This is a genomic window from Streptomyces sp. NBC_01426 (assembly GCF_036231985.1).
Classification (GTDB): domain Bacteria; phylum Actinomycetota; class Actinomycetes; order Streptomycetales; family Streptomycetaceae; genus Streptomyces.
This window is the reverse complement of record NZ_CP109500.1, coordinates 2,800,470-2,827,117: the sequence shown is the minus strand read 5'-3', so window position 1 is coordinate 2,827,117 and position 26,648 is coordinate 2,800,470. Positions and strand designations below refer to the sequence as shown.

Here is a 26,648-nt window from a genome sequence, read left to right as displayed (position 1 = left end):
TCAGGCGGCCTGACAGACCCGAATCGAGAACGTGATGCGCAAGATACTCGTCGTGGGAGCCGGCCAGTCCGGTCTTCAGCTCGCCCTCGGACTCCAGTCCAAGGGGTACGAGGTCACCCTGATGTCCAACCGGACCGCGGACGAGATCCGCACCGGACGGGTCATGTCCACGCAGTGCATGTTCGACACGGCGCTCCAGCACGAGCGGGACCTCCAGCTCGACTTCTGGACGCGGCAGGCGCCCAGGATCAAGGGTCTGGGCGTCTCGGTCGCCGCCCCGGACGGCAGCCGGGCCGTCGACTGGCTCGGCCGGCTCAAGGGGGACGCGCAGTCCGTCGACCAGCGCGTGAAGATGGCCGGTTGGCTGGACACCTTCGCGCAGCGCGGCGGGCAGCTGGTCGTGCACGGGGCGTCCGTCGCCGACCTGGACTATTTCTCCCGCACCTACGACCTGGTCCTGGTCGCCGCCGGCAAGGGCGAGCTGGTGTCGATGTTCGAGCGGGACGCGGCGCGTTCCCCCTACGACGCGCCGCAGCGCGCGCTCGCGGTCAGCTACGTCCACGGCCTGGGGCCCCGCCCCGAGCACCCGGAGACGGAGGCCGTGCGCTGCAACCTGGTGCCGGGTGTCGGCGAGCTGTTCGTCATGCCGACCCTGACCACGTCGGGTCGCGCGGACATCCTGTTCTGGGAGGGCGTCCCGGGCGGCCCGATCGACGCGTTCAAGGGCACGACGGACCCCTCCGCGCACCTGGCGCTGACGCTGGAGCTGATGGAGAAGTTCACGCCGTGGGAGTACGCGCGGGCCGGGAAGGCGGAGCTGACCGACGCGGGCGCCACCCTCGCCGGCCGGTACGCGCCGGTGGTCCGCAACCCGATCGGCCGGCTGCCCGGTGGCGGGCTGGTGCTGGGCGTGGCGGACGTGGTCGTGGCGAACGACCCGATCACCGGACAGGGCTCCAACTCGGCGGCCAAGTGCGCGGCCTCGTACCTCTCGTCGATCCTCATGCACGGCGACAAGCCGTTCGACGAGGCGTGGATGAAGGCCACGTTCGACAAGTTCTGGTTCACGACCGGCAAGCCGGTCACCCAGTGGACCAACGCCATGCTGGGGGTGCCGCCGGAGCACGTGCTGAACCTGATCGGTGCGGCCGGGCAGCTCCAGCCGGTGGCGGATCGATTCGCCAACGGCTTCGACAACCCGGCCGACTTCGACGCGTACTTCTACGACCCCGAGGACACGGCCGACTACCTGGCCGAGGTCACGGCCGCCGCCGCGCCGGGAGCCTCCTCCGCCGAATAGCCGGTGTCGTCCCCCGCCGCGGCCGCCCCGGGCAGCCGCGGCGGGGTGTACGAGGCGAGCGGCGCCCCTGCCGCGTCCGGCCGGACGGCGCCGAGGACCGGATTCGCGGCGATCGGCGACACCTTGACGGTGGCTCCCGGACGGGGTGCCTGGATCACCTTCCCGTCCCCGATGTACAGGGCGACGTGCGTGGCGGTGGGGAAGTACACCACCAGATCCCCCGGGCGGAGCCGGTCCAGGGGGACCCGGGGCAGCCGGGCCCACTGGTCCTGGCTGGTCCGGGGGATCGCCCGCCCGGCGTGTTCCCAGGCCCGGGAGGTCAGCCCGGAGCAGTCGAAGGACCCCGGCCCCTCCGCGCCCCAGACGTACGGTTTCCCGATCTGCGCGGCCGCGTACGTGAGGGCCTCGCCGCCGGCGGCCGTCGGCGTACGGGCGCTCACGGCCCCCGGGGCTCCGAGCCGGCCCGAATCCACCAGTTCCCGTTGCGCCTCGGCCGTGTCCGCGGCCTCGCGGCCGTCGAGCTGTGCCAGTTGTTCCGCGCTCAGCGAGGCCAGCAGTCGCTCGACCTCCTTGAGCCGGCCCGTGACCTCGTCCCGGTGCCGCTTCTGCTCGGCGGTCAGCGCCTGCTGGGCGTCGAGGGCCTTGCGGGCCGCGCCGGCCAGCGCCCCGGCCCGCTGTTCGCCCCGCTCCAGCCGGGCCAGCACACCGGCCGTCCGGGCCCCCTCGCGCGCGGCGAGCCGGCGCTGGTCGGCCGCGTTCTGGAAGTCCCCGAGCAGCAGCATGCGGACGTACGGGGGGACGCCGGCGCGGGAGCCCTGGTACTGCTCGCGGGCCAACCGGCCGACGAGGGCCCGTTCGGTCAGGAGCGCGGCCCTGGCCTTGGAGAGCTCGGTGGTGGAACGCCGTTCGTCGTCCTGGCGGGACTTGAGGGCGACCTCGGTGGAGTTGTAGGCCTCGGCGGCCTGTTCGGCCTTCTGGTACAGCCCTTGGAGCCGGGTGAGCAGGACGCCGACGGGCTCCGCGGCCGGGGCGGCCGGCAGCGGTTCGGCGTGGGCGAGGGGCGGGGGAGCGGCCGTCAGGAGGACGGCGGCGGCCACACAGGCGGCACGGAGCAGTCGAATTGTCATGTAATCACCTCCGGGGCGGCCGATGCTGCCACGCCCGGTATGACGAATCCTCCACGCGGGGCCGGCGGCGGGGAGGCGGCCACCCGTCCGGCCCACGCCGAAGCCCTCCTCGAAGCCCTTCCGGAAGCCCCCGATTCCCCGGCCGCCGCCCCCCGACCTTGGCTGTCGGTCCGTCAGGGGCCGAGCAGGCGGGCCTTGGCCGTACTGAACTCCTCCGGGGTCAGCAGACCCTCGCGGGCCAGGGCGGCCAGTTGCGCCAGCTCCTGCACGAGCCCGCCGGCGCCCGATCCGGTCGCCTCGTGCGGGGTCGGCTCCGCCGAGGCGTCCATGCCGGTGCCGGCGTCGAAGGCCGTGTCGGCGTCGGTGTCCGTGTCGGCGTCGGTCTCCGTGTCGGCGTAGGTCTCCGCGTACCGGGCGACCGGCGCGGCGGGGGCGGCGGGCCATCGGGCGTTCCGCCCGGGTTCCGCGGTGCCCGAGGCCCGCGCCAGGAGGCCGCGGAGCAACGGTCGGCCCGGCGGCCGGTCGGCCCGGGCCGGCGCCGCTGCCACGGGTCTGATGAACATCAGGCCACCACCCCCACCCGCTCGGCCGGGATCCGGACCGACCCCACGATCCGCCCGCCCGCCGCCCGTACCGCGACGGCAGCGTCCTCGGCCCACACGTGCTCGACGACCAGCAGGAGCGCGCAACTGCCGAGCTCCAGGAGTTCCGCCGCCTCGCGGACGTCCTCCGGGCCGATCAGCCGGGCCGCCTCGCGGTGCGCCAGCAGGCCCGCCAACTCCACGAACTCGTCGAACTCGGACGCCATGACCTCTCCCGACGCCGTCCGCGTGGCCACGAGACCGTCGATCAGTCGCACCACCCCGGCCTTGCGGAGCCCCATCACGGCCTCGACGGCCGGGACGCGCAACTGTTCCTCCGGAAAGGCCAGGACGATGAACTCCACAGGGCCCATGGGGTGAGACTCCCGATTCCGATGGTTCCGACCGTTTGTGACGACTCTTCGGCACTCTATGACATAAACGGACATACGCCCCGTGCCCTTGCTACGTTTCCCCGTATGACCGCTCTGACGGCGAAGGTTGCGGAGCCCGCCCCGCCCCCACCCCGCGGCGACCGCGCCGCCAAGCGTCGCGGCGTCGAGCTCGCGCTGCTGACCGGGGCGGTCCTGATCTCCGTACTCGGTCACCTCCACGTCGGCTACGCGTCCACCGGCCGGCTCCCCGAGGGCTCCTCGCACTACGCGGCGGGGCTCTTCGGCGCCGCCCTGCTCGCGCACCTCGCCGTCCGCTTCGGCGCCCCCCACGCCGATCCGCTCGTGCTGCCGATCGCGTTCCTGCTCAACGGCCTCGGCCTCGTCCTCATCCGACGGCTCGACCTGACCACCCCCCACCACCTCACCGCGGGGGAGCAACTGCGCTGGTCCGCCCTGGGAGTCGTGCTGTTCGTGCTCGTCGTCGGGCTGCTGCGCGACCACCGGGTGCTCCAGCGGTACGCGTACCTGTCCGTCGCCGTCGCCCTCGTGCTGATGCTGGTGCCGGTCTTCTTCCCGGCCGTCAACGGCGCCCACATCTGGATCCGCCTCGCCGGCCTCTCCTTCCAGCCGGGGGAGTTCGCCAAGATCCTGCTCGCCGTCTTCTTCGCCTCCTACCTCGCCGCGAACCGCACCGCCCTCGCCCTGGGCGGGCGGCGGCTCTTCTGGAAGCTCAAGCTGCTGCCCGGCCGGGTCCTGGGGCCGATCCTCACGATCTGGCTGCTCAGCGTCGGGGTGCTGATCCTGGAACGGGACCTCGGCACCTCCCTGCTCTTCTTCGGCCTCTTCGTGATCATGCTCTTCACGGCCACCGGCCGGATCGGCTGGATCGCGATCGGGCTGCTGCTCGCCGCCGTGGGCGCCTACGCGGTCGCGACGTTCGAGCCGCACGTGCACGGCCGGGTGGACGACTGGATGAATCCATTCGCCTCCATCGACCGCGGCGAGGGCCCCGGCCAGCTCGCCCAGTCCCTCTTCGCCTTCGGCGCCGGCGGACTCCTCGGCGCCGGCCTCGGCCACGGCCAGTCCTTCCTCATCGGGTTCGCCGCCAAGTCCGACTTCATCCTGGCCACCGCCGGCGAGGAGTTGGGGCTGGTCGGCCTGGCCGCGATCCTGCTCCTCTACGGCCTCCTCGTGGACCGGGGCTTTCGCGCCGGACTCGCGCTGCGCGACCCGTTCGGGCGGCTGCTCGCCACCGGACTCGCCTCGATCCTCGCGCTCCAGGTGTTCGTCATCGCGGGCGGGGTCACCGGACTGATCCCGCTCACGGGCATGGCCATGCCCTTCCTGGCCCAGGGCGGCTCCTCCGTCGTCACCAACTGGATCATCGTCGCCCTGCTGATCCGACTCGGCGACTGCGCGCGCCGACCCCAGGCCGCCGCACGGGAGGTCGCCGAATGATCCGGTACATCCGCTGGTGCGGGTACTTCTGCGCGGCGCTGGTCGTCGCCCTGCTGTGCAACGTGGCCCGGGTGCAGATCTGGGAGTCCGCCGCCTACGGCGCCAACCCGGCCAACAAGCGCCCCGCCATCGCGCGGTACGCCGAACCGCGCGGGGACGTCCTGGTCGACGGAAAACCCGTCACCGGTTCCCGCGACAGCGGCCAACTGCTGCGCCACGAAAGGACGTACGCCAACGGCCCGCTCTACGCGCCCGTCACCGGCTTCTCCTCCCAGACCTACGGGACCAGCTTCGTGGAACGCGCCGAGGACCCCCTCCTCTCCGGCACCGACCCGGGGCTCTCGGCCTTCCCGCTCTGGTACGACCTGGCCCGGGGCCGTCCGGCCGGCGGGAACGTCGCGACCACCATCCGGGCCGCCCTGCAGAGCGCCGCGTACACCGGGCTGGCCGGCAAGCGCGGCGCGGTCGCGGCCCTGGAGCCGGCCACCGGCAGGATCCTCGCCCTGGTCAGCAGCCCCTCCTACGATCCGGCCGTGCTGTCCGGGACCGGCACGCGGGTCAAGGCGGCCTGGGAGCGGCTGAACGCGGACCCCGCCAAGCCGATGCTCAACCGGGCGCTGCGCGAGACGTACCCGCCCGGCTCCACCTTCAAGATCGTGACCGCGGCGGCCGCCCTGGAGGCCGGGGTGGTCACCGACGTGGACGCGCCCACCGAGACCCCCGACCCCTATCCGCTGCCGGGCACGAGCACCCTGCTGCCCAACGCGGGCACCGGTTGCGTCGACGCCTCGATGGCGGAGGCGGTCCAGTGGTCCTGCAACACGGTCATGGCCAAGATCGGCGTACAGGTCGGTCTGGAGGGGATGGTGCGGGCCGCCCAGCGCCTGGGCTTCAACGATGACACGCTGCGGGTGCCGTCCTGGGTGTCACGGTCGAACTTCGACACCGACATGAGCCCGGACCAGTTGGCCCTGTCCGCGATCGGGCAGTTCAACACGAAGGCCACCCCGTTGCAGATGGCGATGGTCGCGGCCGCCGTCGCCAACGGCGGGGAACTCAAGTCACCGCATCTGGTGGACCGCACGACCCAGGACGACGGGGACCTGGTCCGGAACGCGGACCAGCACACCCTCGGCCGCGCCATGAGTCCGGGCACCGCGATGCGGATGCAGGAGCTGATGGTCAAGGTGGTGCGCGACGGCACGGGCCGCAACGCGGCGATCCCCGGTGCGACGGTCGGCGGGAAGACGGGCACCGCGCAGCACGGCGTCGGCAACGCCGGCACCCCGTACGCCTGGTTCATCTCCTGGGCCAAGGCCGACGGCGCCCCGTTCCCGGCGGTGGCCGTCGCGGTGGTGGTCGAGGACGCGGCGGCGAACCGCCGCGACATCAGCGGCAACAGCGCCGCGGCGCCGATCGCGCGGGCGGTGATGGAGGCGGCGCTGAGGAAGCCGTAGCCGGCGGCGACCGGGTGTGGGGCCGGACGGCCTACGCGCTCTCGGCGCCCTCCGCGACGGCGTCGGCCACCTCCGCCACCCGCTCCCGCTCCTCGGCGGCGAACCGCTCGCGGTCCAGGGCCTCGGCGATCTCCTCGTCCTGGCTCATCAGCAGGTCCAGGTTGGAGTCGCCCATCTCGAAGACGCCCATGTCCAGGTAGGCCTTCTGGAGCCGCTCGCCCCACAGCCCGATGTCCTTGACGCACGGCACGATCCGGCTGAAGAGCAACTTCCGGAAGAGGTGCAGGAACTCCGACTGCTCGCTGAACTCCTCGGCCTCCCTGCGCGGAATCCCGAAGTTCTCCAGCACCTCCACCCCGCGCAGCCGGTCCCGCATCAGATGGCAGCCCTCGATCACGAACTCCTCGCGCTCGCGCAGTTCGGCGTCCGTCAGCTGCCGGTAGTAGTCCCGCAGCGCCATCCGACCGAAGGCCACGTGACGGGCCTCGTCCTGCATCACGTACGCGAGGATCTGCTTGGGCAGCGGCTTGTCGGTCGTGTCGCGGATCATCCCGAACGCCGCCAGGGCCAACCCCTCGATGAGGACCTGCATCCCCAGGTACGGCATGTCCCAGCGGGAGTCGCGCAGGGTGTCCCCGAGCAACCCCTGGAGGCTGTCGTTGACCGGGTAGAGCATCCCGACCTTCTCGTGCAGGAACCGGCCGAAGATCTCCGCGTGCCGGGCCTCGTCCATGGTCTGGGTGGCGGAGTAGAACTTCGCGTCCAGGTCCGGCACGGACTCCACGATGCGCGCCGCGCACACCATCGCGCCCTGTTCGCCGTGCAGGAACTGGCTGAAGTTCCAGGACGCGTAGTGCCGGCGCAGCTCGGCCTTGTCCTTGTCGGTGAGTTTGGCCCAGTGCCGGGTGCCGTACAGGGTCAACGCCTCGTCGGGGGTGCCGAGCGGATCGTACGGGTCCACTTCCAGGTCCCACGCGATGCGCTTGGCGCCGTCCCACTGCTTGTCCTTGCCCTTCTGGTAGAGCGCGAGCAGCCGCTCCCGGCCGCCGTCGTACTCCCAGCTGAAACGGGCCGCGCCGGAGGCCGGAACCTGCCAGACGGCCTCGCCCGGGGCCGTGGTGTAGAGCTCGTGCGTCGACATGGACGCCCCTTCGTCTCACGTACTTCCCTGCAAGAGCGGACAGTTGGCAGCGTCACACGTTGGTAGACACGGGGTCAACAAGTCGTGCGCGGGGGATTGACGACCTTGCTGACAGGCAGTCTCATAAGCAATGACCGCCGGTAACCCGCCCGGCGGCGACCCCACACGACGGGCGAGGTGCCCCCGCGATGACGACCACGACCGACCGCACGGATCGCCGGGTCCTGCAGGACGCGCTCGGCCTGCTCAAGGACCGCGAACAGATCGCCGAACGACTGCTCGAATCCTCGGCCAAGCACTCCTTCGACCCCGACAAGGAACTCGACTGGGACGCCCCGCCGATCGAGGGCAAGTACTACTGGCCGCCCGAACTGCTCTCCCTCTACGACACCCCCATGTGGAAGAAGATGGGGGAGGAGCAGCGCATCGAGCTCTCCCGCCACGAGGCGGCGGCGCTCGCCTCGCTCGGCATCTGGTTCGAGATCATCCTGATGCAGCTGCTCGTCCGACACATCTACGACAAGTCGCTGACCAGCAATCACGTCCGCTACGCGCTCACCGAGATCGCCGACGAATGCCGGCACTCCATGATGTTCGCCCGCATGATCCAAAAGGGCGGCGCCCCCGAGTACCCGGTCTCCCGCGCGAACCACAACCTCGCCCGCGTCCTCAAGACGATCTCCACCACCCCCGGCTCCTTCGCCTGCACCCTGCTCGGCGAGGAGATCCTGGACTGGATGCAACGACTGACCTTCCCGGACGAGCGCATCCAGCCGCTGGTGCGCGGGGTCACCCGCATCCACGTCATCGAGGAGGCCCGGCACGTCCGCTACGCCCGCGAGGAACTGCGCCGCCAGATGCTGACGGCCCCGCGCTGGGAACAGGAACTCACCCGGATCAGCTGCGGGGAGGCCGCCCGCGTCTTCTCGCTGGCCTTCGTCAACCCGCAGGTCTACGACAACATCGGCCTCGACCGCCACGAAGCCGTCGCCCAGGTCAAGGCGAGCGGCCACCGGCGCGAGGTCATGCAGACCGGCGCCAAGCGGCTCACCGACTTCCTCGACGACATAGGAATCCTGCGCGGGGTCGGCCGCCGGCTCTGGCAGAGCTCCGGACTCCTGGCCTGAGGCGCCGCCCCGGGGGTTACGCTGCGGGCATGACCGTACGCGCGTACCGCAGGCTGAGCGTCGAGGAGCGACGGGCCCAACTCCTCGACGCCGCCCTCACGCTGTTCGCGCACCGGGCGCCCGAGGAGGTCTCCCTCGACGACGTGGCCGAGGCCGCCGGCGTCTCGCGCCCCCTCGTCTACCGGTACTTCCCCGGCGGCAAGCAGCAGCTCTACGAAGCCGCCCTGCGCTCCGCGGCCGAACTCCTGGAGCAGTGCTTCGCCGAACCCCAGGCCGGACCCCTCACCCGGCGACTGTCACGGGCCCTGGACCGCTACCTGGCCTTCGTCGACGAACACGACGCGGGCTTCTCCGCCCTCCTCAACGGCGGCAGCGTGGTCGAGACCTCCCGCACCACGGCCACCGTCGACGGCATCCGCCGGGCCGCCGCCCAACAGATCCTCGTCCACCTCGGCGTCCCGGACCCCGGCCCGCGGCTGCGCATGATGGTCCGCACCTGGATCACCGCCGTCGAGGCGGCCTCGCTGATCTGGATCGACGAGGGCAAGCAGCCCGGCGTGCAGGAGCTGCGGGACTGGCTGCTGGACCAGTTCATCGCCCTGCTCACGGCGACCGCCGCCACCGACCCGGAGACCGCCGCCGCCGCCCGCGCGGCCCTGTCCCTGGAATCCGCGGACGGACCGGTCGGGGTGCTCGCCCGCCGCGTGATCCCCGTGGTCTCCGAGGCCGCCCACCTGCTGTGACACTGGAGGGGTGAGAAGCCAACCCACCCCCTTCGAGGGCGGCCCGATGGACGGCCGGACCCTCCCGATCCTCCTCGGCCCGACCGGGCACCCCGCCAAGTGGTACGAGATCCCGGTCCCCGCCCCGGACGGCGGCGCCCCGACGGTCCTGCTGTACGAGCGCGTCCCGGCGGGCTACTCGAAGCGGCTGGGCCTCCAGAAGGGCTGGAAGTACACCTTCGTCCCCTCGGGCACCAGGCCCAAACCCCGCTGGCCCTGGACCAAGACCCCACCCCAGGCGTGACCGCCGTAGTCAGCCCCGCCGGCGTTTGAGGCGCCCCGGCGGGCGCCCGTCCCGACCCGGCCCGGCGGTGCCGTGATCAGCCCCGCCGGCGTTTGAGGCGCCCGGCGCAGCCGGGGCCGGCAGCATCGACGCCGCGCGGCACCGTCACCGCTCGGACGGGGCACAGCCGCAGGCCCGTGGGGCCCGCCACCCCGCCCCTCACCCGCCCGGCCAGGGCAACGGCAGGGTGACCACCGCCAGCGCCCCGCCCCCCGTTCCGCGCCGGAACTCCAGCCGCGCCCCGATGACCCGGGCCTGTCCGACCGCGATGGTCAGCCCCAGCCCGTGCCCCTTGCCCTTGCCCTTGCCCTTGCCCGAGCGGGAGTCCGACCCGCTCCGGAAGCGTTGCGGGCCGTGCGCGATCAGGTAGTCCGGGTAGCCGTCGCCGTGGTCCCGTACGGTCACCACCGGCCCGTCCACGGTCAGGACCACCGGCGCGCGCCCGTGCTTGTGGGCGTTGGCCACCAGGTTGCCGAGCACCCGTTCCAGCCGTCGCCGGTCCGTCTCCACGTGCGCGTCCCGGACGACGACGACCTCCGTGTCCGTCCCCGAGGCCCGCACCACCCTTCCCGCGAGCCGGGCGAGCTGGTGCAGGTCGGTCTCCACGGCCTCGCTGCCCGAGTCCAGTCGGGAGATCTCCAGCAGGTCCTCGGTGAGTTGGCGCATCGTACGGACCCGCTCCTGTACGAGTTCCGTCGCCCGCCCCTCCGGCAGCAGTTCCGACGCCGCCTGCAGGCCCGTCAGCGGCGTCCGCAGCTCGTGCGCCACGTCCGCCGTGAACCTCTGCTCGCTCATCAGTTTCGCCTGGAGGCTGCCCGCCATCGTGTCCAGCGCACCCGCCACCGTCGCCACCTCGTCCTGGTGCCGAGCCGGGTCCCACGTGCGCGGATCGCCGACCCGCGCGTCCAGGTCCCCCTGGGTGATCCGTCGGGCCACCGTCGCCGTCTGGTGCAGCCGCCGGGTCACGCGCGTCACGGCGAACGCCCCCACCAGCAGCGTTCCCCCGATCGCCAGCAGGGAGGAGCCGATGATGGCGTGGTCCAGGCCGCTGATCGTCCGCGCGCTCTGGCTGTAGTCGACGGCGGTGGCCAGCGCCCGGCCGTCCGCGGGGCCGGCCGCCCACATCGTCGGCCGGTCGTCGTGGGTGCCCACGACCGTCCCCTGCCGGCCACCGACCGCGAGTTCCCGCAGCGACGGCGGCAACTCCGCCGGGTCCAGCCCCGAATCGGGGGGCAGGGCCTCGCCCGCCTCGTAGGCGCGGGACGCGTCGCGCAGCTTCTCCAACGCCTTGTCGCGCGCCGTCCCGACCGTCTGCCGGGTCACCTCCACGTGCACCAGCGCGCCCAGCACCGCCGCCAGCGAGCAGCACATGACCACGATGAAGCACGCCGACTTCCAGGTCAGCGTGGCGGTCCAGGCCGGCAACCGGTGTCTCACGACGAGGCCCCGCCCGTCGCCGTCGCCATCCCCGTCGCCGTCCCCGTTGTCGTCGCCGAACCCGCCTCCGGGCCCGGGGTGGCCTCCGTCGACGGCCGCGGGCGCGCCGGCCCCGGCACCCGGACGATCTGCTCGCGCGTCGGCAGCATGCTGCGCTGCTTCCCGTCCCAGGACCAGGCGGTGATCAGCTCGTAGCCGTTGTTGCCGCTCGGGGCCCGCAGGATCACGTCCCGGCCGGCGAGTTCCACGCCGATCACGGTGTCGATGGTGGCCATGATCCGGTTGAGCCGCCCGTCGGGGTCCGCCGTGTAGGCGCGTACGGACAGCATCTTGTCGGGCAGCTCGATCCCGACGACGATCTCGTCCTTCCCGTTCCCGGTGAGGTCCCGGTAGTACGGGCTCAGGACGGGGCACTTCGCGCCCGGTTCCGTCCCGCAGGCCAGGACCGCGTCGGCGGTCTCCCGGGGCATCCCGTCCGGGCCGACGTCGGTGTTCGGGTGCGCGCGCAGTTCCGCCTGGACCAGCGCCACGGGGTCGACCGCGTGCACGTCCTGGTTCTTGACCCGGGGCAGCCCCGGCACGTACTCGGGCGGCGCGCCCCCCGGATCGGCGGGCGGCACCACGGCCCCCTCGCGCCCCGGCCACAGGTTCACGGGCCCGCTCGCCGTCGGCGTCGGCCCCGCGGCGACCAGTTCGCCCGAGTCGCCACAGGCCGCGGTCAGGAGCAGCAGGGCGGGCAGCAGCAGGACGGTGCGCTTCCGGAAGGGAAGGGGTTTCACGGGGCGGGCCATCCTCTCTGCGGCGGCCGGTGACGGTCGGTTTCCGTCAACCTTATGCAGAGATACATCCCTTTTGCTCACGCGTCCGTCCGGTGGACTCCCGGCCGATCCGGCCCGCCGCCGCCCGGGTCTCGGCCCACCGCCCGCCGGCCGACAAGGCGCCGGGGCGTCAGCCCTCCGTGCGTCCGCGCCGCACCATCGCGAAGCCGAGCCCGGCGGCGCCGACGGCCGCGATGCCGCCGCCCGCCGCGAGCAGCAGCACGCCCTCGCCCGGACCGTCCGCCAGGGTGTTCAGTCGCAGCGCCTCCGCGGTCCCGCCCGCACGCGCCGCGGACTCCGGGGTGTGCGCCGAGACGGGGACGGTGTGCCCGCTGCGCGTCCCGGTCTTGTGGCCGTCGCCGAACAGGGCGTGCGACGCGTCGCCGGCGGGACGGGTGTCACCGACCCACGACGTGAGCCGGCCGTCCGCGCGCAGCGAGACGTGCAGGTCGCCGGAACCGCCGACCTCGGTCGCACCGTCCCGGCCGGCCAACGTGGCGATCCGGGCACCGTCGCGCAGGATCTCGGCCTCGTAGGCGTTGTCGGCGACCCGGTAGACCCGGGCCAGGGACTCGCCGTCCGCGAGGGAGAGGCTCTTGACCAGGGTCCGCTGCCCGGTCGACGCGGCCGGCACCCCGTCCGCGAGCGCGGCGGCGGTGGGCAGGGCCAGGAGGCTGCCGGCGCATGCGGTCACGGCGGCTGCGCGAACGAGACTGCGACGGCTGACGGTGTTCACGGAAGGTCCTTCGTTGCGGGTCGGGTCCCTGGCGTGTCCAGGGGGCCGGGCGTGTTCGGGTGACATGCGGGCGTGTTCAGGTGACATAAACGTAGGCGCCCGTCATTGCGGTACAGCGGTGCTTCTGTAACAGCAACCCGACGGGGTCCCGTCGGAGTCGTTACACGGGCCGTTACACAGTCGATCGCAGGCCCCGCACGCCACACGGGCCCCGCGCACCCGGCACGGCCCGCACACCCCGTGCGGCTCCCCGTTCCCACGAGGAGCCCCGCGTCACTCCAACGACGGAGCCCGGCCGCAGGACCCGGTAGGGCCCGCCGCAGGACCCGGCAGGGGGATTGTCCGTCGGCGTCCGGCCTGCTCCCATGGACTGCGGGGGTGAGGGCGATGCCCGGACTCAAGGTGCTGCCGAGCGGCCGGCCCGGCCGAGGTCGGCTGTACGTCAACCTGCCCGACGGCGAGGCGGTCGCCTGGTACGACCGGCGGACCAACCGGGTCAGTCTGCTGTCGGACACCCGCCGCGAGGCGGTCCTGACGGCCCTGCGCCCGTACCTGACCGGCGACTGGACCGTCGGCCCGCCCCCGGTGCCCACGGCCGCCGACCTGCTCCGCCTCGCGCTGCCCCCGGACGAGGACCTCGCCCCGAACCGGCCGGGGGAGCCCCTGGTGGGCGAGCTGACGTACGGCTCTCCGGGCGCCCGGGCCCGGCACCGGATCCGCCAGGAACTCCAGGCGCTGGAACGGATGGGCGCCGAACTCGACGCACTGGAGAGCGAGGACTGCCGGGTCCTGCACGCCGTCCCGCTGCCCGACGGCGGCGTGATCGACCACCTGCTCATCGGGCCGCCCGGGGTCTTCTGCGTCCGCACCGTCCCCGGACGCCGTCAGCGTGCCCGGATCGGGGACCTCCTGCTCACCGTGGGCCGCGCCGAACCCGGCCCGGAACCCCGCTCGGCCCGCCTCGCGGCCGCGTACGCCACCCGTGTGCTGGCGGCGCCGGTCGTCCCCGCGCTCGCCCTCGTCGAGGCCTCCCGGGTCGAGGCGGCGCCCACCCTGCGCGACGTACGGATCCTCCAACCCGGCACCGCCGCCGCCCACTTCGCCTCGACCCCGGCCACCCTCAAGCCCCCGGACGTCGACGCCCTGTACGCCCTCGCCCGCGACACCCGCACCTGGCTCGGCCCCGCCTGGCCACGGACCGGGGCCCGCGCTTAGGCCCTGTCGTCGAAGTCTCGCCTGGCCCGCGGCGCCCGGTACCGCACCTCGCCGCGTTGTCGGGCACCCGAGTACGTCCAGTACACGGGCGCCCCTGCGCCTCGCGATGCACGGCACCGGACACCGCGGGCCCCACCGGCGCCACTTCGACGACAGGACCTAGCGGCCCGCCGCCGGCGCGGTCGCGCCCGCCGTCGAGTGTCGCGCTCCGGCTCCTCGGCATAGCCTGAGGACCTCCCCAGGGAAGGAGCGCGGCATGAGGGCTACCTGGAAGGGAGCCATCTCGTTCGGGCTGGTCACGATCCCGGTGCAGCTCTTCACGGCCACGGAGGAGCACGACATTCCGCTCCGCCAGGTGCACGGGAAGGACGGCTCCCGGGTGCGGCTGCGGCGCGTCTGCGAGGCCGAGGACGTGGAGATCCCGTACCACGAGATCACCAAGGGTTACGAGGCCCCGGACGGCAGCATGATCATGCTGTCCGACGAGGACCTCGCCGACCTCCCCCTCCCGAGCAAGAAGCTCATCGACGTGCTGGCGTTCGTGGACGCCTCGACGATCGATCCGCTGATGTTCTCCAAGGCCTACTACGTCGGCACGTCCGACCGCGCCGCCGCCAAGCCGTACGCCCTGCTCCGCGAGGCCCTCACCGAGTCCGGGCAGATCGCCGTCACGAAGATCGCCATCCGGTCCCGCGAGGCCCTCGCCGTGCTCCGGGTCCACGAGGACACCCTGGTCCTCCAGACCTGCCTGTGGCCCGACGAGGTCCGACCCGCAGCGGGCATCACCCCGGAGGGGGACGTGACGATCCGGCCCCAGGAACTCCAAATGGCCCGCTCGCTCATGGACATGCTTTCCCAGGACTTCGACCTGTCCGCGCTGCACGACGAGTACCAGGAGGCCCTCCAACAGGTCATCGAGGCCCGACTCCAGGGCGTCGAGCCGCCCCGCGAAGAGGAGGAGGCCGCCCCGGCCGGCGGGAAGGTCATCGACCTGATGGCCGCCCTGGAGAACAGCGTCCGCGCGGCCAGGGAATCTCGCGGGGAGCCCGCCGCGGCCGACGGCGGGACGGACGCCGAGGTGCGCACGCTGCCCGTGCCCGGCCACACGAGGAAGGCCGCGGCGGAGAAGAAGGCCGCCGCGAAGAAGGCCCCACCCGCGAAGCGGGCGGCCCCCGCGGCGACGGCGAAGACGACCCAGGCCCGCAAGGCCACCGGTTCCGCGGCGAAGAAGGCCACCACCTCCACCACCACGCCCAAGGAGACCGGCGGCAAGAAGAGCACCGCCGCCAGGAAGTCCACGGCGAAGACGCCCACGAGCAGGACCGCCGCCACGAAGAGCACGGCAGCGTCGGCGACGAAGACGACGCGCACGGCGAAAACGGCGACCGCCGCGGCGAAGACCGCGACGGCGAAGAAGACCACCCGGCGCGCGGCCTCGGCCTGAGGCCCGCGCCGCCCCTCCGCCCCTCCATCCGTCCGTCCATCCATCCGGGCGAGCCGCTGCGCCCCCACCCGACTGGCCCGTCCCGACCGCCCGCTTCGCCCCCATCCGTGCCAGTCTGCTGGTATGGCGCCGATCACGATGGTGGAAGGGCGCCGCATCTCGCTCAGCAACCTGGACAAGGTGCTGTACCCGGAGAGCGGCTTCACCAAGGGCGAGGTCCTGCACTACTACGCCTCCGTCGCGGGCGCGATGCTGCCCCACCTCCACGACCGGCCGGTCTCGTTCCTGCGCTACCCCGACGGCCCGGACGGCCAGCTCTTCTTCACGAAGAACCCGCCGCCCGGCACGCCCGACTGGGTACGGACCACCCCGGTGCCCCGGTCCGAGGACGTCACCGCCGAACAGGTCGTCGTCGGCGACCTGCCCACCCTGATGTGGGCCGCCAACCTCGTCGTCGAGTTCCACACCCACCAGTGGCCCGCCGACGCCCCCGGCATCGCCGACCGGCTGATCCTCGACCTCGACCCCGGACCGCCCGCCACCGTCGTCGAGTGCTGCGCCGCCGCCCTCTGGCTCCGCGAACGCCTCGCCGCCGACGGGCTGCACGCCTGCGCCAAGACCTCCGGCTCCAAGGGCCTCCACCTGATCGTGCCGCTGGAGCCGACCCCGTCCGAGCGCGTGTCGGCGTACGCGAAGGCCCTCGCCCAAGAGGCCGAACGCGAGCTCCCGGACCTGATCGTCCACCGGATGGCCAAGAACCTGCGCCCCGGCAAGGTCTTCGTCGATCACAGCCAGAACGCCGCCGCCAAGACCACCGCCGCCCCCTACACCCTGCGCGCCCGCGCCCGGCCCACCGTCTCCGCGCCCGTCTCCTGGGACGAGGTGGAAGCCTGCCACGACCCCGCCGAGCTGGTCTTCCTCGCCGACGACATCCCACCCCGGCTCGCCCGCGACGGGGACCTCTGCGCCCCACTGCTCGACCCCGACCAGGCCGGCGGGCTGCCGTGAACACGATCCGGGTCGCACTCGCCAACGCCGTCGCCACCCTGCCGCGCGAGCCGGGCCTCGCGTACGAGCCGAAGTTCGACGGACACCGCCTCGTCATCGTGCGCACGGCCGAGGAAACGGTGCTCCAGGCCCGCTCCGGGCGAATCGTCACCGCCGCCTTCCCCGACCTCGCGGCGGCGGCGCTGATGCTGCCCGCCGGCACCGTCCTCGACGGGGAAGTGGTCGTCTGGCACGCCGGACGGACCGATTTCGCGCTCGTCCAACGACGGGCGGCCGCCACCCCGGGCAGGGCCGCGCTGCTCGCCCGGACCCTCCCCGCCTCGTACGCGGCCTTCGACGTACTGGAACTCGCCGGGCTCGACGTGCGCGCCCGCCCGTACGAACGGCGCCGCGCCCTCCTCGTCGACCTGCTGCTCCCGCTCGGCCCACCCCTCCAACCGGTGCCCATGACCACCGACCCGGAACTCGCCGAGACCTGGTACGAGACCCTGCCCGCCGGCGGCATCGAGGGCCTCGTCGTCAAACGGCTGGACCAGTCCTACCCGGCCGGCCGGCGCGGCTGGCGCAAGCTCCGCCACACCAACGTCCGGGACGCGGCCGTCATCGGCCACACCGGCACCCCGCGCCGCCCGCTCGCGCTGGTCCTCGTCCTCCCCGGCGAGGACGAGGAACCGCTGGTCTCCAGCCCCCTGTCCCCGGGGCTGCGCACCGAACTGGCCGCGACCCTGGCCCGCCGCGCGCAGACCGCCCCCGCCGGGGCGACCGTGACCGCCATCGGCCTCGGTGAGGTCCCGTACCACCCGCTGGACCCGCCCCTGGCGGCGGAAGTGCGCCAGACCTCGGGCCGCCACCCGCCCCCGGAGGTCCTGCGCCTGCGCACCGACCTGCCCTGACGTGCACGGACCCGATCCGATTGTGACCTGAGCGGTTCCGACGTGCCCGGATGACGCACCCACCGACCGTGGACCCCCGACGCAAGCAGACCTCCGACCCGCGCGGACTGCGCGGGTCGGAGGTCGTACGGCGGGAGGTCAGGCCCCGTCAGGGCGGGGGCGCTGCCGGGGCGCCGGGGCGGGGATCAGACCGGCTTCACGCCGCCCAGCGGAGGCACGGTCGGCGGTTGCTTGTCCGCCGGCGGCCGCGGATTGGGGTGCTCGTACCCGGATTCCCGCTCCGCGCGGGCGTCCTCCTGGTGGCTGTGGCTCCGGGAGCCGAAGTTCCCGTACCCCTGCATCTCGTGCGGACGCAGGCCGGCGGTGGGGAACTCCACGGGCTCACGCTCCTCGGAGACCTCCAGCACCGCACCGCCGTCGGGCAGGTGGGGCTGGCTCTCGGTGCTGGGTGGCGCCGGCTCGTGCGCCCGAACCCGTTTGCCCAGCATGAATCCGCCGAGCAGGAAACCCACGACGATCAGTCCGACGACCAGGAGCCACGCGATGTTCGTGAGGGTCCTGTCCACCGCGAGATAGATCAGGTTCGTGTCCATGTGTACTAGTTTCCCGCATTTGGTCCGTCTTCACTCCTGCGACCGCGGAAACGTCCCCCGCCCCGGGCCGGGACGCCTCCTGGACGGGGAACCCCGGCCGGGACGGCCTCCCCCGGTCGTGGTGTAACCCGGACGGTCACCCCGGGCCGGGACGCCTCCTGGACGGGGAACCCCGGCCGGGACGCCCCGGGCGCGGCGTAACCCCGGACGGTACGCCCGGGACGCGGACACCTCCTGGACGCGGGGAACCCCGGGGCCGGAAGGCCCCCGGAACGCGGCACCCACCGGGCGCCACGCACCGGATCACGCCCACGCTCAGCCCCGCAGCGGACCCTCGGAATCCCGCAACCCGCCGCCGTCCCGGCCCCCGAGCACCCCGAGGATCTCGGCGCAGATCGCCAAGGCCGTCTCCGCCGGCGTCCGCGCCCCGAGATCCAGACCGATCGGCCCGTGCACCCGCGCCAACTCCGCCTCGCTCACCCCGGCCGCGATCAGCCCCTCACGCCGCCGCGTGGTGGTCCGCCGGGAACCGAGCGCCCCCACGTACGGGATCCCGAGCGCGAGCGCCGTCCGCAGCGTCGGCACGTCGAAGTCCGGGTCGTGGCTGAGCAGCACCAGACACGCGGCGTCCCGATGATCCGCCAGGACCTTCGCGGCCTCCGCGGCCGACTCCACGACCGTGACCCCCCACTCCAGCAGGGCCGCCTGCCGCCCGATGATCTCGGCCAGCTCCCCGGTCCCCCCGACGACCACCCGTGGAGCGGACGGGTACGCCTCCACGAGCACCAGTCCCGATCCCCCGTACAGGGCGTCCCGCCCAGGCCGCCGGGTCGCCAGCAGCTCCCCGGCCCGCCGCGCGGCGTCATCGGCCGGCAGGCGCACGGCCCGCACCACCTCGCTCACCGCCCGATCGGCCGCCGCGTTCAACCGCGTCACCAACGCCACCCCGGCCCCCTGCCCCAGCAGCTCCCACCAGTCGCCCGGGATCGACACCAGCGGCTGCAACAGCACTTCGGCCTGCCCACCACAGGTCAACCGCGCCTCGACGGCCTCCCCGGCCCCGACGGACAGCTCGCACACCCGCGCGCTCCCCCCGCCCAAGGCGCCCGCCTCGGTGACGAGTTCGGCATCGAAGACCCCCCGGTACAGCGCGCCCACACACTCCCCGCCGGCATCCACCAACACCGCCCCGGCAGGATCCCGCGGCCCGAACCCCTGCTCGGTCACGGGCCGCGCCAGATACGCCTCCCGCCCCTCGGCCACCCACCGCCGCGCCGTCTCCACCAACTCACGCATCGCGCCTGCCCCATCCTCATCGTCAGAGCCCGCCACAAAGCACCTGGTCACCGGCGCAAGGTGGCCTCATCTCCAACCTACGCACGCCACCCCCTCCACCCCACCCCCCAAATCCCACAGACCCACCCCCACCCCCTCGTACGGACCACCGACCCACGCCCCTTCCCTCCCATACGCGGACAAGGACCCCGGACTGCCGAGCACGACACCCCGCCGCGCGTAGCCCACGTCCGCGCGTTGAAGGAGAGGGCAGTTCAGGGCGCCGCCGGGGGAGCCCGACCCGAGGCCGCCGAGCGCACGAGCGACAGCGCGGAGCGGCAGCGCAGTCGGCTGCTTCGCGAGCACGAGGAAGAGGCCCCTGGGTGAATCGCGTTGGCCTTCATGCAAGAACCGGCAAGGTCCAGCCCGCGCATAGCCCGCAGTGCCTGTCCAACGCCTGCCCACAGCGGCAGTTGGCTGCGCATACGCGAAGACCCCGTCTCAGCGAACTCGCTGATGGCGGGGTCTTTGGGCACTTCCTGCGAAGTGCCCCCGGCAGGATTCGAACCTGCGCACACGGCTCCGGAGGCCGTTGCTCTATCCCCTGAGCTACGGGGGCGCGTCGTCTGTGTTGCGGCGACGGGTGGAACACTACCAGCTCTCACCGGGTGATCAGGAACTCGTTTACCGGGGAGTGGGGAGTGCGTCGCCCGCAGGGGGTGGAAGTGGCAAAAACCCGGACGCGGGGCCTGTGGCGGACCTACTCTCGAGTTGTGTCAGGCGCCTCGGGTCGGGTGCTTGTTGTCGACGACAACAAGGTCATCCGGCAGTTGATCAAGGTCAATCTCGAGCTGGAGGGCTTCGAGGTCGTGACCGCGAACGATGGTGCCGAGTGCCTGGACGTCGTGCACCAGGTGTGTCCCGACGTGATCACCCTCGATGTGGTCATGCCCCGGTTGGACGGGTTCGGGGCGGCCGCGCAGTTGCGGGCCGATCCGCGGACGCGGCACCTGCCCGTCGCCATCGTCAGCGCGTGCACCCAGTACGAGGTCGAGGTCGGGATCGCCGCCGGTGTGGACGCGTTCCTCGCCAAGCCCTTCGAGCCCGCCGAGCTGGTGCGCGTCGTGCGCAGGCTGGCCGAGCGTCGGGACCGGCGCGAGCGGAAAGGGACACCGGCAGGGAGAGGGCGAGGGTAAGCCCCAGGGCGAGCCGTAAGGGGCGGACGGATGGGCCTCGTGTGTGAACCGCACGCGCGGGTGCTGTCCTCTTGTATGTGTTCACGCGTGTGTTCACATGCCGAAACCCTTCGCGTGACCCGGGGGCTTCTCCCCTAGGCTGGGTGACGTGACCCCCGCTGACCTCTCTCGTACCGTCGTGCGCGCCGTGCGCTGCGCCGTCGAGGACGGGGAGCTGCCGGTGGACGCGGTCGTTCCCGAGCGGGTCGTGGTCGAGCGGACCCGTCCCGGTGGGGTGGGGGAGTACGCCACGCCCGTCGCGTTCCAGGTGGCCAGGTCGGCCCGCCGCGCACCCGGGGAGGTGGCGGCGGTGCTCGCGCGCCGGCTGGAGGTGTCGGACGGGATCGAGCGCGTCGAGATCACCGGGGCGGGGTTCCTGAACTTCGTGCTGCGGAAGCGTTCCGTCGCCGATCTGGTGCGGGAGATCCACGCCCAGGGAATCCGGTACGGATGCGCCCCGGATTCCGACCAGGAACAGGACCAAGATCAGGACCACGGTCAAGGCCTCGCCGTCGTCCCCGCTCCCCGCACCGAACTCCGCGCGCGCGTCGTCCGTGACGTCCTGCTGAGGATCGCGGCCACCCAGACCGCCGAACCCGCACCGAGCGCGCCCTCCTCACCGAACATCGCCCCCGTCCCCGCCAGGGAAGGGGACGTCGTCGCGCGCTTCGGGGTCGACGGCGCCGCCTGGGCCATGCTCTCCGTCGCGCCGCACGAGAGCCCGGTGTTCACCGAGCGGCTGCTCGCGCAGGACGAGTCCAACGAGTTCTTCCGCGTCCGGTACGCCCACTCCCGAGCCCGCGCGCTCACCCGCAACGCCGCCCAGCTCGGGTTCGAGAGCCTGCCCGGCGAGGTGGTGGGCGAGGACACCCTCCTGCGTGTCCTCGGCGAGCACCCCCTCGCCCTGGAGGCCGCCGCGCACCACCGTGCGCCCGAGCGACTCGTGCGGCAGCTCGTCGAGCTGGCCGACGCCCTGCTCGACTTCCAGTACCGGGTACTGCCCCAGGGCGACGAGAAACCCTCGGCCGCCCACCGCTCCCGGCTGGCTCTCGCCGAAGCCGCCGGGACGGTGCTGGCCGGTGGCCTGACCCTGCTCGGCATGGACGCCCCTGAACGCCTGTGACCCGCAAAGAGAGATTTCGATGAGCCGTTCCGCGCACCCCGCCGGCCCCCGCCACGCCGACGTCCTGCCCGAGGGCCACTACGCCCCGCCGCCCGCCGACCTGAACGCGCTCGACGAGAAGGTCTGGGCCCGGACCGTCACGCGCGGCGACGACGGCGTGGTCAGCGTCGGGGGAGTCGAAGTGACCCGGCTCGCCGAGGAGTTCGGGACACCCGCCTTCTTCCTCGACGAGGCGGACTTCCGCGCCCGCTGCCGCGCCTGGGCACACGCCTTCGGGCCGGACGCGGACGTGTTCTATGCCGGCAAGGCGTTCCTATCCAAGGCCGTCGTGAAGTGGCTCAAGGAAGAGGGGCTCAACCTCGACGTCTGCTCCGGTGGCGAGCTGGCCACGGCGCTCGCCGCCGAGATGCCCGCCGAGCGCATCGCCTTCCACGGCAACAACAAGTCCGTCGCCGAGATCACCCGCGCCATCGAGGCCGGCGTCGGTCGCATCGTCCTCGACTCCTACCAGGAGATCGCCCGCGTCGCGCACATCGCGCGTGAGCTGGGCGTACGGCAGCCGGTGCAGATCCGCGTGACCGTCGGCGTGGAGGCGCACACCCACGAGTTCATCGCCACCGCCCACGAGGACCAGAAGTTCGGCATCGCCGTCGCGGACGGCTCCGCCGCCGAGGCCGTGCGCCGCGCACTCGGACACGACAGCCTGGAGCTGCTCGGCGTCCACTCCCACATCGGCTCGCAGATCTTCGACATGGCGGGCTTCGAGGTGTCGGCCAAGCGCGTGGTCCGGCTGCTGGCCGCCGTCCGCGACGAGCACGGCATCGAACTCCCGGAGATCGACCTGGGCGGCGGCCTCGGCATCGCCTACACCTCCGCGGACGACCCGCGCGAGCCCCACGAGATCGCGAAGGCCCTGCACGAGATCGTCGCCCGCGAATGCGAGTCGGCCGGGCTGCGCGCCCCGCGGATCTCCGTGGAACCCGGACGGGCGATCGTCGGCCCGACGGCCTTCACCCTGTACGAGGTCGGCACGATCAAGCCGCTGGAGGGGCTGCGGACGTACGTGTCCGTCGACGGCGGCATGTCCGACAACATCCGTACCGCCCTCTACGACGCCGAGTACACGGTCAACCTGGTCTCGCGCGTCTCCGACGCCGAACCGATGCTCGTCCGCGTCGTCGGCAAGCACTGCGAGAGCGGCGACATCGTGGTCAAGGACGCGTTCCTGCCGGCCGACCTGGCCCCGGGCGACCTGCTGGCCGTACCCGCCACCGGCGCGTACTGCCGCTCCATGGCCAGCAACTACAACCACTCGCTGCGCCCGCCCGTCGTCGCTGTGCGCGACGGACAGGCGCGCGTGATCGTCCGTCGGGAGACGGAGGAGGATCTCCTGAGTCTCGACCTCGGATGATGAAATAGACGTCTCACTCAATGGACCGAGGATGGAAACTGCTGTCCATTGAGTGAGACTGGTTCACACCTGGTGTGCAAACGGCGCTCCGGGTAGCGATGGAAGATCGAAAGGCGTAGGTCGAATGATGCGTACGCGTCCGCTGAAGGTGGCGCTGCTGGGCTGTGGAGTGGTCGGCTCAGAGGTGGCGCGCATCATGACGACGCACGCCGAAGACCTCACGGCCAGGATCGGCGCGCCCGTCGAGCTCGCCGGCGTGGCCGTGCGCCGCCCCTCCAAGGTGCGCGAGGGCATCGACCCGGCGCTCGTCACCACCGACGCGACCGCCCTCCTCAAACGCGGTGACATCGACGTCGCCATCGAGGTCATCGGCGGCATCGAGCCGGCCCGCGCCCTCATCCACACCGCGTTCGAGCACGGCATCTCCGTGGTCTCGGCGAACAAGGCGCTGCTCGCCCAGGATGGCGCCGCGCTGCACGCCGCGGCCGACGCCGCGGGGCTGGACCTGTACTACGAGGCGGCCGTCGCCGGCGCCATCCCGCTGGTCCGCCCGATGCGCGAGTCCCTCGCCGGCGACAAGATCAACCGGGTGATGGGCATCGTCAACGGCACGACGAACTTCATCCTCGACAAGATGGACTCGACCGGCGCGGGCTACCAGGAGGCCCTCGACGAGGCCACCGCCCTCGGTTATGCCGAGGCCGACCCGACTGCCGACGTCGAGGGCTACGACGCCGCCGCCAAGGCCGCGATCCTCGCCGGCATCGCCTTCCACACCCGGGCCCGCCTCGACGACGTGTACCGCGAGGGCATGACCGAGGTCAGCGCCGCGGACTTCGCCTCCGCCAAGCGGATGGGCTGCACCATCAAGCTCCTCGCGATCCTGGAGCGCGCCGCCGACGGCCAGTCCGTCACCGCCCGCGTGCACCCCGCGATGATCCCGCTCAGCCACCCGCTGGCGTCCGTCCGCGAGGCGTACAACGCCGTCTTCGTCGAGGCGGAGGCCGCCGGTCGGCTCATGTTCTACGGGCCCGGCGCGGGCGGTGCCCCCACCGCGTCCGCGGTCCTCGGCGACCTCGTCGCCGTCTGCCGCAACAAGCTCGCCGAGGCAACGGGGCCCGGCGAGTCGGCGTACACCCAGCTGCCGGTCAGCACCATGGGCGATGTCGTCACGCGCTACCACATCAGCCTCGATGTGGCGGACAAGCCGGGCGTCCTCGCCCAGGTGGCGACGACGTTCGCGGAGCACGGTGTCTCTATCGACACCGTCCGGCAGCAGGGCAAGGACGGCGAGGCCTCCCTCGTCGTCGTCACTCACCGCGCGCACGACGCCGCCCTCTCCGGGACCGTCGAGGCGCTGCGGAAGCTGGACACCGTGCGCGGTGTCGACAGCATCATGCGTGTTGAAGGGGAGTAAGGACCCATGAGCAGCAATCGCACCCACCAGTGGCGCGGCATCATCGAGGAGTACCGGGACCGCCTGCCGGTCACGGCCACGACTCCGGTGGTCACGCTCCGTGAGGGCGGTACTCCCCTCGTCCCGGCCCAGTTGCTCTCCGAGCGCACGGGCTGTGAGGTCCACCTGAAGGTCGAGGGTGCCAACCCCACCGGGTCCTTCAAGGACCGCGGCATGACGATGGCGATCACCCGGGCCAAGGAGGAGGGCGCCAAGGCCGTCATCTGCGCCTCCACCGGCAACACCTCGGCCTCGGCCGCGGCCTACGCGGTCCGCGCCGGCATGGTCTGCGCGGTCCTCGTGCCGCGCGGCAAGATCGCGCTCGGCAAGATGGGCCAGGCCCTCGTGCACGGCGCCAAGATCCTGCAGGTCGACGGCAACTTCGACGACTGCCTGGACCTGGCCCGCGCGCTGTCCGACAACTACCCGGTGGCGCTGGTCAATTCCGTCAATCCGGTGCGCATCGAGGGTCAGAAGACGGCCGCGTTCGAGATCGTCGACGCGCTCGGTGACGCCCCCGACATCCACGTGCTGCCCGTCGGCAACGCCGGCAACATCACCGCGTACTGGAAGGGCTTCAAGGAGTACAAGGCCGACGGTCTGTCCTCCCGTACGCCCCGCGTGTGGGGCTTCCAGGCCTCCGGTTCCGCGCCCATCGTGCGCGGCGAGGTCGTCAAGGAGCCGCACACCATCGCCACCGCCATCCGGATCGGCAACCCGGCCTCCTGGGACTACGCCCTCCAGGCGCGGGACGAGTCGGGCGGCTTCATCGACGAGGTGACGGACCGCCAGATCCTCGCGGCCTACCGCCTGTTGGCCGCGCAGGAGGGCGTCTTCGTCGAACCCGCCTCGGCCGCCTCGGTGGCCGGCCTGCTCAAGGCCGCCGATCTCGGTCTGGTCGACCCCGGCCAGAAGATCGTCTGCACGGTCACCGGCAACGGTCTGAAGGACCCCGACTGGGCTGTCGCCGGCGCCCCGCAGCCCGTCACCATCCCGGTGGACGCCGAGGCCGCGGCCGCCCGGCTCGGCCTGATCTGACCCCGGGATCCGACCCCGGTCGGACCCCTCGCCGAGTTGCCGGATTCCGGAAGTCCCCGGAATCCGGCAACTCGGTCCGTACGGCACAAAAGACAACGGAATTCAGCGGAAGAACACGACACGCATCGTGCGCCTCCTGTGCGCCCTATGTCGCGAGAGAACCTTCCTTCGATACGCTGTACTTACATCCGCCACCGCGCATATGACTCGGTGCTGCCCCACGGGCCTTCGGGTGTCGTGCGTTCTCCAGTACATTCGCAGCGAAGATCCCGCCCAGCACCAGATCTCGCACAGTCACAAGGAGTGTCATCGACCGATGGCAGGTCCAGCGTTCCGCGCCGCCGCCGTACGAGTGCGCGTCCCCGCCAGCAGCGCCAACCTCGGCCCGGGCTTCGACGCCCTCGGTCTGGCCCTGGGGCTCTACGACGACGTGGTCGTCCGGGTCGCCGACTCCGGCCTGAACATCGACATCGCCGGTGAGGGCGCCGACACCCTCCCGCGCGACGAGAGCCACCTCCTCGTGCGTTCCATGCGCACCGCCTTCGACCTGCTGGGCGGACAGCCGCGCGGTCTGGAAGTCGTCTGTGCCAACCGGATCCCGCACGGTCGGGGCCTGGGCTCCTCCTCCGCCGCGATCTGCGCCGGCATCGTCGCCGCCCGCGCGGTGACGATAGGCGGGGAATCGAAGCTCGACGACGCCGCGCTGCTGGAACTCGCCACCGAGATCGAGGGCCACCCCGACAACGTCGCCGCCTGTCTCCTCGGCGGTTTCACCCTCGCCTGGATGGACGGCGGCAGCGCCAAGGCCATCCGTATGGAGCCCGCCGATTCCATCGTTCCGGTGGTCTTCGTGCCGTCCAGGCCCGTCCTGACCGAGACCGCGCGCGGCCTGCTTCCGCGCACCGTCCCGCATGTGGACGCGGCCGTGAACGCGGGTCGTGCGGGCCTGCTCGTGGAGGCCCTGACCAGGCGTCCCGAGCTGCTGCTGCCCGCCACCGAGGACCGGCTGCACCAGGATTACCGGTCCCCGGCGATGCCCGAGAGCGTGGCACTGGTGGGCCGACTGCGGGCGGACGGCATTCCCGCGGTCATCTCCGGCGCGGGCCCCACGGTCCTCGCGCTGGTCGACAACGGTGCGGCCGACAAGGTCGCGCGGCTCGCGGGCGAGGGGTGGGCCGCGAACCGGCTCGCCCTCGACGCCGCGGGCGCGAGCGTACTTCCGCTGGGCACGCAGGGCGGCTGAGCCTTTCCCGAATGGCCGAGGCCGAAAAGGCGCGGCCGAAAAAGGGAAGGGCCGGCCAGTGACCAGGGCGGG

Annotated in this window: 25 protein-coding genes and 1 tRNA gene; 16 read left to right on the top strand and 10 right to left on the bottom strand. The window is 72.5% G+C overall.

The window, feature by feature from the left end; genetic code table 11:
* Positions 1-34 precede the first annotated feature (34 nt).
* A complete protein-coding gene (locus tag OG906_RS12180; protein WP_329442443.1) occupies positions 35-1,300 on the top strand; it encodes a styrene monooxygenase/indole monooxygenase family protein in 1,266 nt (421 codons plus the stop codon).
* Here the strand turns inward: OG906_RS12180 and OG906_RS12175 are convergent.
* The 3 genes from OG906_RS12175 to OG906_RS12165 all read right to left on the bottom strand — a co-directional run bounded on the left by OG906_RS12175 (position 1,246) and on the right by OG906_RS12165 (position 3,382).
* A complete protein-coding gene (locus OG906_RS12175) occupies positions 1,246-2,427 on the bottom strand; it encodes a C40 family peptidase (protein ID WP_329442441.1) in 1,182 nt (393 codons plus the stop codon). The two genes, OG906_RS12180 and OG906_RS12175, sit on opposite strands and share 55 nt — an antisense overlap.
* Before the next feature lie 173 nt (positions 2,428-2,600).
* Positions 2,601-2,990, bottom strand: a complete 390-nt coding sequence (locus OG906_RS12170) for an SHOCT domain-containing protein (RefSeq protein WP_329442439.1) — start codon at positions 2,988-2,990, stop codon at positions 2,601-2,603.
* Positions 2,990-3,382 (bottom strand): DUF6325 family protein, encoded by a 393-nt coding sequence (locus tag OG906_RS12165; protein ID WP_267797144.1) that lies wholly within the window; start codon positions 3,380-3,382, stop codon positions 2,990-2,992. The genes OG906_RS12170 and OG906_RS12165 overlap by 1 nt, the downstream gene beginning before the upstream one ends.
* 105 nt (positions 3,383-3,487) lie before the next feature.
* On the opposite strand from OG906_RS12165, the gene OG906_RS12160 reads away from it, so the two are divergent.
* Both OG906_RS12160 and OG906_RS12155 read left to right on the top strand, forming a co-directional pair.
* Positions 3,488-4,861 (top strand): FtsW/RodA/SpoVE family cell cycle protein, encoded by a 1,374-nt coding sequence (locus OG906_RS12160; RefSeq protein ID WP_329442436.1) that lies wholly within the window; start codon positions 3,488-3,490, stop codon positions 4,859-4,861.
* Positions 4,858-6,318: a penicillin-binding transpeptidase domain-containing protein gene (locus tag OG906_RS12155; RefSeq protein ID WP_329442434.1), complete on the top strand. Its 1,461-nt coding sequence runs from the start codon at positions 4,858-4,860 to the stop codon at positions 6,316-6,318. The genes OG906_RS12160 and OG906_RS12155 overlap by 4 nt, the downstream gene beginning before the upstream one ends.
* Before the next feature lie 31 nt (positions 6,319-6,349).
* Here the strand turns inward: OG906_RS12155 and OG906_RS12150 are convergent, their stop codons facing one another.
* Entirely contained in the window at positions 6,350-7,459 is a 1,110-nt protein-coding gene (locus tag OG906_RS12150) for a ferritin-like domain-containing protein (RefSeq protein WP_329442432.1), read from the bottom strand.
* 188 nt (positions 7,460-7,647) lie between these two features.
* Between OG906_RS12150 and OG906_RS12145 the strand changes: the two genes are divergently transcribed.
* Genes OG906_RS12145 through OG906_RS12135 form a run of 3 tightly spaced genes read left to right on the top strand, consistent with a single transcriptional unit; the run spans position 7,648 to position 9,612 of the window.
* Positions 7,648-8,586 carry an AurF N-oxygenase family protein gene (locus tag OG906_RS12145; protein WP_329442430.1) on the top strand — a complete coding sequence of 313 codons (939 nt, stop codon included), beginning with the start codon at positions 7,648-7,650 and terminating at the stop codon, positions 8,584-8,586.
* Positions 8,587-8,615: 29 nt separating this feature from the next.
* Positions 8,616-9,329, top strand: a complete 714-nt coding sequence (locus tag OG906_RS12140; RefSeq protein ID WP_267797149.1) for a TetR/AcrR family transcriptional regulator — start codon at positions 8,616-8,618, stop codon at positions 9,327-9,329.
* A gap of 10 nt (positions 9,330-9,339) precedes the next feature.
* On the top strand, positions 9,340-9,612 hold the full coding sequence (locus OG906_RS12135) for a hypothetical protein (protein ID WP_267797150.1): 273 nt from the start codon (positions 9,340-9,342) through the stop codon (positions 9,610-9,612).
* 198 nt (positions 9,613-9,810) lie between these two features.
* Here OG906_RS12135 and OG906_RS12130 read toward each other — a convergent pair whose 3' ends face one another.
* The 3 genes from OG906_RS12130 to OG906_RS12120 all read right to left on the bottom strand — a co-directional run bounded on the left by OG906_RS12130 (position 9,811) and on the right by OG906_RS12120 (position 12,642).
* Entirely contained in the window at positions 9,811-11,088 is a 1,278-nt protein-coding gene (locus tag OG906_RS12130) for a HAMP domain-containing sensor histidine kinase (protein ID WP_329442427.1), read from the bottom strand.
* Entirely contained in the window at positions 11,085-11,867 is a 783-nt protein-coding gene (locus tag OG906_RS12125) for a hypothetical protein (protein WP_329442425.1), read from the bottom strand. The genes OG906_RS12130 and OG906_RS12125 overlap by 4 nt, the downstream gene beginning before the upstream one ends.
* Positions 11,868-12,036: 169 nt before the next feature.
* Positions 12,037-12,642 (bottom strand): hypothetical protein, encoded by a 606-nt coding sequence (locus OG906_RS12120; protein WP_329442423.1) that lies wholly within the window; start codon positions 12,640-12,642, stop codon positions 12,037-12,039.
* Positions 12,643-13,029: 387 nt separating this feature from the next.
* On the opposite strand from OG906_RS12120, the gene OG906_RS12115 reads away from it, so the two are divergent.
* From OG906_RS12115 to OG906_RS12100, 4 genes are all read left to right on the top strand, one after another.
* Positions 13,030-13,857 carry a nuclease-related domain-containing protein gene (locus OG906_RS12115; RefSeq protein ID WP_329442421.1) on the top strand — a complete coding sequence of 276 codons (828 nt, stop codon included), beginning with the start codon at positions 13,030-13,032 and terminating at the stop codon, positions 13,855-13,857.
* 256 nt (positions 13,858-14,113) lie between these two features.
* Entirely contained in the window at positions 14,114-15,301 is a 1,188-nt protein-coding gene (gene ku / locus OG906_RS12110; protein ID WP_329442418.1) for a non-homologous end joining protein Ku, read from the top strand.
* Positions 15,302-15,424: 123 nt separating this feature from the next.
* Positions 15,425-16,309, top strand: a complete 885-nt coding sequence (gene ligD, locus OG906_RS12105) for a non-homologous end-joining DNA ligase (RefSeq protein ID WP_329442416.1) — start codon at positions 15,425-15,427, stop codon at positions 16,307-16,309.
* A gap of 5 nt (positions 16,310-16,314) precedes the next feature.
* Positions 16,315-17,202 (top strand): ATP-dependent DNA ligase, encoded by an 888-nt coding sequence (locus tag OG906_RS12100; protein WP_329448004.1) that lies wholly within the window; start codon positions 16,315-16,317, stop codon positions 17,200-17,202.
* A 185-nt stretch (positions 17,203-17,387) separates the two neighbouring features.
* On the opposite strand, the gene OG906_RS12095 is transcribed toward OG906_RS12100, so the two are convergent.
* From OG906_RS12095 to OG906_RS12085, 3 genes are all read right to left on the bottom strand, one after another.
* Positions 17,388-17,795 carry a DUF6479 family protein gene (locus OG906_RS12095; protein ID WP_267827569.1) on the bottom strand — a complete coding sequence of 136 codons (408 nt, stop codon included), beginning with the start codon at positions 17,793-17,795 and terminating at the stop codon, positions 17,388-17,390.
* Between the two features lie 315 nt (positions 17,796-18,110).
* The gene (locus OG906_RS12090) at positions 18,111-19,091 is read right to left on the bottom strand and encodes an XdhC family protein (protein WP_329442413.1); all 981 of its coding nucleotides are present in this window, start codon (positions 19,089-19,091) and stop codon (positions 18,111-18,113) included.
* A gap of 526 nt (positions 19,092-19,617) precedes the next feature.
* Positions 19,618-19,689 (bottom strand) — tRNA-Arg (locus OG906_RS12085).
* 82 nt (positions 19,690-19,771) lie between these two features.
* Here OG906_RS12085 and OG906_RS12080 point away from each other — a divergent pair.
* The 6 genes from OG906_RS12080 to thrB all read left to right on the top strand — a co-directional run bounded on the left by OG906_RS12080 (position 19,772) and on the right by thrB (position 26,576).
* Positions 19,772-20,266 (top strand): response regulator, encoded by a 495-nt coding sequence (locus OG906_RS12080; RefSeq protein ID WP_267798022.1) that lies wholly within the window; start codon positions 19,772-19,774, stop codon positions 20,264-20,266.
* A 148-nt stretch (positions 20,267-20,414) separates the two neighbouring features.
* Positions 20,415-21,428, top strand: coding sequence for an ArgS-related anticodon-binding protein NrtL (gene nrtL / locus OG906_RS12075; protein ID WP_329442410.1), 1,014 nt, complete (start codon positions 20,415-20,417; stop codon positions 21,426-21,428).
* A 19-nt stretch (positions 21,429-21,447) separates the two neighbouring features.
* Positions 21,448-22,839, top strand: coding sequence for a diaminopimelate decarboxylase (lysA, locus tag OG906_RS12070; protein ID WP_267825763.1), 1,392 nt, complete (start codon positions 21,448-21,450; stop codon positions 22,837-22,839).
* Between the two features lie 124 nt (positions 22,840-22,963).
* Positions 22,964-24,256 (top strand): homoserine dehydrogenase, encoded by a 1,293-nt coding sequence (locus OG906_RS12065; RefSeq protein WP_329442407.1) that lies wholly within the window; start codon positions 22,964-22,966, stop codon positions 24,254-24,256.
* Positions 24,257-24,262: 6 nt separating this feature from the next.
* The gene (thrC, locus tag OG906_RS12060; protein WP_267798018.1) at positions 24,263-25,333 is read left to right on the top strand and encodes a threonine synthase; all 1,071 of its coding nucleotides are present in this window, start codon (positions 24,263-24,265) and stop codon (positions 25,331-25,333) included.
* Between the two features lie 316 nt (positions 25,334-25,649).
* Positions 25,650-26,576: a homoserine kinase gene (gene thrB, locus OG906_RS12055; protein ID WP_329442405.1), complete on the top strand. Its 927-nt coding sequence runs from the start codon at positions 25,650-25,652 to the stop codon at positions 26,574-26,576.
* Positions 26,577-26,648 lie beyond the last annotated feature (72 nt).